The sequence below is a fragment of the Streptomyces deserti genome, from assembly GCF_054782695.1.
In genome coordinates, this window is the sequence record NZ_BAAGRZ010000088.1 from 1 (window position 1) to 3,900 (window position 3,900).

Sequence of the window (3,900 nt, forward strand, 5' to 3'; positions counted from 1 at the left end):
TCCACTCGGTGAGCAACCCGAGCCGGACTTCATCGGATAACCCGATCCATGGATGCATGTCCGTGTCAACGAACCAGCACCCCGGCGGTCACCGTGCCTGGAGAGGAACTACGTGCACCTCTCAAGCAACGGCATTGCCCGTTGTCCACGACGTAGCGGATCGCGTCGACGATCTCGCGGCGGGGATGCTTCTCAGGCCGGCCGCCCTTGCTGGTCTCGCAGGCCGGGGTGGGCAACAGCCCTTCGAGAAGGGCTGGATCCGGCGTTTCGTGGTGTCCGAGGGGTAGCGGCGAGAGCGCATGGCGAGGGCCTCAGGGCTGTGCAGTGGTCCGCCCGCGGTCCGGGAGCGGACCACCGCAGGTCAGGAGCTGTTGATGAGGTCGAGGGTGGATTCGATGGAGTTGAGCTGGGCGACGATGTGCTTGACCCACTTGTCGCCCGGGTGGGTGGCCGCGTGCGGGACGACGGTGCCGGTGATGAACCGGCGGAACTCGAGCCCGCCTGCCGGGTCCAGGTCAGCGGGGGCCAGCCCTTCTCTGCGGCCTGGTCCTTCAGCGCGGCGAGTCCGGACCGGACCTGACTGGCGGACAGGTCGCTGGCGCGTACCAACTGGTGGAACTCAAGGCCGGCGGGCCTGGCCTCGAACAGCACGAACCGCAGGGTGTCCGCGTGGCGTCTGGCGGCATCGCCCCGTCGCCGTGAGGCGCGGGGCATCCTCATTCGCCCTTGAGCAGGCGGGCCAGTTCGTCATCGACGTCGACCTTGCCGGTGTCGACGGCCGTCTCGATCCAGTCCAGCGTCGCCCGCACCCGGGCAACGTTCTCGTGCACGAGCGTGCGTTCGTCGTCGTTCAGGGTGCGGTCCCGCAGGCCCGGAACGGTCCGGCCGGCGGCGGCGACGAAGGAGTGGCAGGCGGTGACCAGGTCCAAAAACTCCACCGACCGGTCGATCGCACGGACGGCCGGGGCGACGGGACTGGTGCGGTCGAAGTCCTCACGGGCTTGCAGACCGCGTTCGACCTGGGCATGGTTGACCTGGAAGCGGGCGGTGTCGTCGCTCATCGCCTTGAACGCGACGTCCGGCCTGCGCAGCAAGCTCGTCGCGGCGGTCGCCGCGACCGACTCGTCCCGTGTGAACTCCTCCACCACCCGGACCTTGTCCTCCGCCGACACTTTGGCCGCGACCTGCGGACGCTTGAGGAAGTCGGTAGTGACCGCCGCGGGGACCTCTTCGTCCCGGGCCAGCGAATGGATCGCGGTGACCTTCTCCTGAGGCGTGATCGGGGTCTCGACCTGCTGGCCCACCCGCCGGCTCGCGTCGTCCGTGGTCCACCGGGCCTTGCCGTCCGGCGGCGTCCCGATCGTCGCGAACCGTTCCGCCTCGTCCTCGATGTTCGCCAGGGCCCGGTGGACCGTGTACGACGCCGTCTTGGGACTGCGTTGTTCCTTCGGCCAGCGGGAGGCCACCCACCTCGTGGTCTTCACCGTGGCCACCGACAGCCCGATGTCGTCGGCCAGCCGCTTCAGCGACGCCTCGACCGTCCACTCCGGCTCCGCGATCGGACCGCCCCGCTGCCTCATCGGCTCGATCTCCAGAGCGCGGTCACCAATCGTGAACTGCCCGCGCGTCTGCTGCTCGACCACATCTCGCAGCTCAGCGACGATCTGTTCGTAACGGGACTGGCTGACGCTCCCGACCTTCTCTGCCACTTCGGTCACGGTGTCTCACCACCAAATGCGGGCCAGAGCACGGCTCTTGGGGCCACGACGGGACAGGGCCCGCTTCCAAGCCGAGAGTCAGACCGAAAATCCTAAGATCACAATGAATGACCTTAAATGACCGGATGGTGACCGAAGTTGGACCACTCCGGACACTCCACCTCGCCCGTACCATCCCGGACCGCCGCAAGGCGCTGGCGCAACCGCCGCTCCCGACGCCACTGCCTGGACCGACACACCGACGAACAGAACTCCGCCCCGGGCCGGGCCCCCGGCCTCAGCCGCTCCCCGCAGCCCCGGCAGATCCTCTCCCCGGCCCGACCGGTGTCCTCGGACACGAAGCCAGCGTAGGACCCCCAGGCTACTCAGAATCGGGGCTTAGAAACACGCACTATGAAAGAGCGCTGGCCCCGCGTGCCCGGCACGCGGCCTAGCCCCAATGCTGGTGACTTAGCTGGGTTGGCTTCAGGCGGTCGGCAGGCCCTGGCCTCCAAGGGCCCCGGCAGCGCCCGCTGCAAGCTCGACCCGGGAGAACTCCGCGTCATGGAGACGGTGTTGGATGCCGGCCCGGCCGCCTCCGGTTGGAGTGACCAGTGCTGGACGCTGGCCCGGATCGCCGAGATCGTGCACCGCCACCCCGGGCGACGAGACGTCTATGCCCTTTATGGGGGAGGGCACGGCGCCGTTCTAGGGCAGGTGCCGGACGGAACGTGAAGCTGCTGATCGCACGGCTCGTGCCTGCTGGGCTGTGAGCGGGGTACCAGTGCGACGCAGGCGTGGCACCGGGGCGTTTCTCCTTTCCCGCGCCCAGGTGGTCCGCGATGATCCAACCTACGGCCGCGTGGCAAAGGTGCCGCGCCGCCCGATCAGTGACGAGGGAGACCAGCATGGCCACCGGCACAGTGAAGTGGTTCAACGCGGAAAAAGGCTTCGGCTTCATCGAGCAGGACGGCGGCGGGCCTGACGTGTTCGTCCACTACTCGGCCATTGCCGGCGGCGGCTACCGCGAACTGCAAGAGGGCCAGAAAGTCCACTTCGACGTCACTCAGGGACAGAAGGGACCGCAGGCCGAGAACGTCACACCAGCCTGAGCGAAGCCGCCCGCGGCAAAGGCGTCTTCCCTGGTTCCTGGTAGCTGCCTTAAGAGCGATGGCGTTGACGAGGTAGGAGACGATCACGGCGGCCAGGCCCGTCCGGGCGCCCATGCGCTCGCGGATCAGGTCGAACACGGTTCTGCGGGTGACCACGGCGACCCGGCCGGCCATCTCCGAGTACAAAGCCACACCGATCACCGCGACGACGGTGACCCATACCAGAACCAGTCCGAACTGGGCAGCGGCTCGGCAAGCCGTGCCAGCTCATCGAAGCGTCCGTCACGGGCGGCGATCCGCAGCTCCGCCAACGCGGTCCGGCACTCGGTCAAGAGGGAGGTCACCCTGCTGCGCAGGGCGTTAGCGTGCGTGGTCGGTGGCTGCACTGCCCCGATGTGGGTGGCGATCGAGGTCACGGCCGTCTCCGCGTCCGACAGGGCCCTGGCCGTGTACGGGCCGGGTGCTTTGCCCTCCTCGGCCGCCTCAACGACCAGGCGCGCGGTCTGCACCGCTGAGCGCGCTGCCTCGGCTGTATTGGCCACCTTCTCCTCGTAGTCCGTGTCGGACCATGAAGGCCCCACGCAGGCGCACAGTGCCACGAGCAGGCTGAGGACAAGCGATGCCAGCCGCGCTGGGCGCGGGGCGGGCGGCTGTCTCGTCATCACCGTCACCTCGTGAGCGCCCATACGCCGCAGACCGTAGCCGCCGACGCCGGCGCACCCGACCGCGCCTTGCCGACGCGCGACGACAAGAACCTCCAGCTGCTTTCACAGCACTCCGCGTCACTGCGCCGACCGGGTGCTGTCTGTGCTCCTCCCCGTCCCGGGACGGCGCCCTGCGGGCAGGGAACAAGAATCCGCCGACCGGCTGCGGCGGCGGGGGCCAGGCATCCGTTTAGCGACCGAACAGTCGAAAGGGCATGACGTTGGAGACGTTGGAATCACGATCTCACGCAGACCTGTCCGGGAAACGGGCCCTCGTCACGGGCGCGGCCCGCGGCCTGGGAGCGGCCATCGCCCGCCGGCTCGCTCAGGCCGGGGCGAGCGTGTGCCTCACGGATGTACGCCGTGAAGACGGCGAGAAGGTATGCG

At 68.6% G+C, this 3,900-nt stretch carries 4 protein-coding genes and 4 pseudogenes; 3 read left to right on the top strand and 5 right to left on the bottom strand.

Going from position 1 to position 3,900, the window contains the following annotated elements:
- Positions 1 to 137: 137 nt before the first annotated feature.
- The 3 genes and pseudogenes from ACYVMZ_RS39115 to ACYVMZ_RS39125 form a co-directional block, all read right to left on the bottom strand.
- Positions 138 to 301: pseudogene (locus ACYVMZ_RS39115) on the bottom strand (transposase); the annotation flags it as partial.
- 60 nt (positions 302 to 361) lie between these two features.
- A pseudogene (locus ACYVMZ_RS39120) lies at positions 362 to 714 on the bottom strand (RacP protein).
- Between the two features lie 2 nt (positions 715 to 716).
- Positions 717 to 1,718 (bottom strand): DUF6192 family protein, encoded by a 1,002-nt coding sequence (locus tag ACYVMZ_RS39125; protein ID WP_461088057.1) that lies wholly within the window; start codon positions 1,716 to 1,718, stop codon positions 717 to 719.
- Between the two features lie 423 nt (positions 1,719 to 2,141).
- On the opposite strand from ACYVMZ_RS39125, the pseudogene ACYVMZ_RS39130 reads away from it, so the two are divergent.
- Positions 2,142 to 2,360 (top strand): annotated as a pseudogene (locus ACYVMZ_RS39130) (IS630 family transposase); the annotation flags it as partial.
- Between the two features lie 245 nt (positions 2,361 to 2,605).
- On the top strand, positions 2,606 to 2,809 hold the full coding sequence (locus ACYVMZ_RS39135) for a cold-shock protein (RefSeq protein ID WP_461088058.1): 204 nt from the start codon (positions 2,606 to 2,608) through the stop codon (positions 2,807 to 2,809).
- A 114-nt stretch (positions 2,810 to 2,923) separates the two neighbouring features.
- Here the strand turns inward: ACYVMZ_RS39135 and ACYVMZ_RS39140 are convergent.
- Positions 2,924 to 3,010 (bottom strand): annotated as a pseudogene (locus ACYVMZ_RS39140) (hypothetical protein); the annotation flags it as partial.
- Positions 3,007 to 3,471, bottom strand: a complete 465-nt coding sequence (locus ACYVMZ_RS39145) for a hypothetical protein (protein ID WP_461088060.1) — start codon at positions 3,469 to 3,471, stop codon at positions 3,007 to 3,009. The gene ACYVMZ_RS39145 and the pseudogene ACYVMZ_RS39140, both read right to left, overlap by 4 nt.
- 257 nt (positions 3,472 to 3,728) lie before the next feature.
- Between ACYVMZ_RS39145 and ACYVMZ_RS39150 the strand changes: the two genes are divergently transcribed.
- On the top strand, positions 3,729 to 3,900 hold a 172-nt coding region (locus ACYVMZ_RS39150; RefSeq protein WP_461088062.1), incomplete at its 3' end, for an SDR family NAD(P)-dependent oxidoreductase.

Excerpts from the sequence above, each read along its gene's own strand:
- ACYVMZ_RS39135 (WP_461088058.1), top strand. The coding sequence starts at position 2,606 with ATGGCCACCGGCACAGTGAAGTGGTTCAACGCGGAAAAAGGCTTCGGC.
- ACYVMZ_RS39145 (WP_461088060.1), bottom strand. The coding sequence starts at position 3,471 with ATGACGAGACAGCCGCCCGCCCCGCGCCCAGCGCGGCTGGCATCGCTT.